Source organism: Roseateles sp. P5_B10 (assembly GCF_056400485.1).
The window spans coordinates 1-1,000 of record NZ_JBFULE010001285.1; the positions used below are offsets into that span (position 1 = coordinate 1).

A 1,000-nucleotide genomic window follows, 5' to 3' on the forward strand; every position below is an offset into this window, starting at 1 on the left:
GACAGATCCAGCGCGTCGACCAGGGCCCGCGTGCGCGCATGCTGGGAGCCTTCCTCCGCCAGCAGCCGTGCCAGTGCCAGCTCCGCGCCCTTGACGCACATCTCCAGCCAGATGCGCCGCTGCCCGCGCGGCTGGGCCTGCACAGTCACGCGGCTGCCAGTCTGGATGCCGAGGGCTTCGGCCAGCCCCGCATCCACCATCTCGCTGACGACGATCAACCCGGGAGCCGGCGAGGCCAGGTAGTGCTGGGCCATGAAGGCCTCGAGCACTTGCCGCTCAGGCGACAGCATTTCTTCATCGTTGAGCTGAACGGCAGTCGCGTCATCGACATGCTTGGGGAAGAAGGCGCGGTCACCCAGATGCCGTCCACCGCGCACCATGGCGAGATTCACGCAAGCCTTGCCGCCCTGCACCTTGACGGCCAGCACGTCGACATCACGGTCGCGGCCCGTGGCGCTGCTKTCCTCGATGACCTGCTGCTGCAGCACCTTGGACAGCGCCTGGATCTGGTTGCGCACCTCGGCCGCCAGCTCGTACTCGAAGCGCTCGGCATAGGCGCCCATCTGCTCCTGCAGCGCTGCCATCACCTCGTTGGTCTCGCCGCGCAGGAAGCGCTCGGCGCTATCCACATCACGCGCGTACTCGGGCGTCTGCCCGGCCGGCACGCAAGGGCCCGAGCAGCGCTTGATCTGGTGCAGCAGGCAAGGCCGGCTGCGGTTGTTGAAGACGCTGTCCTCGCAAGTGCGCAGCTTGAAGACCTTCTGCATCAGCTGGATGGACTCCTTCACCGCCCAGGCGCTCGGGAAGGGGCCAAAGTATTTGTGCCGCTTGTCCACCGCACCGCGGTAGTAGGCCATGCGCGGCCAGGCGTGCGAGGTGATCTTCAGATAGGGGTAGCTCTTGTCATCCCGGAACACGATGTTGAAGCGCGGGTTCAACGTCTTGATCAGGTTGTTCTCGAGCAGCAGCGCCTCGGCCTCGGTGCGCACCACCGTGGTTT

1 protein-coding gene is annotated in these 1,000 nt (G+C 66.0%); it reads right to left on the bottom strand.

The window, feature by feature from the left end; translation table 11 throughout:
• A partial coding sequence (locus tag AC1DU6_RS32765) for a UvrB/UvrC motif-containing protein (protein WP_477862445.1) occupies positions 1–1,000 on the bottom strand: 1,000 nt, incomplete at both ends.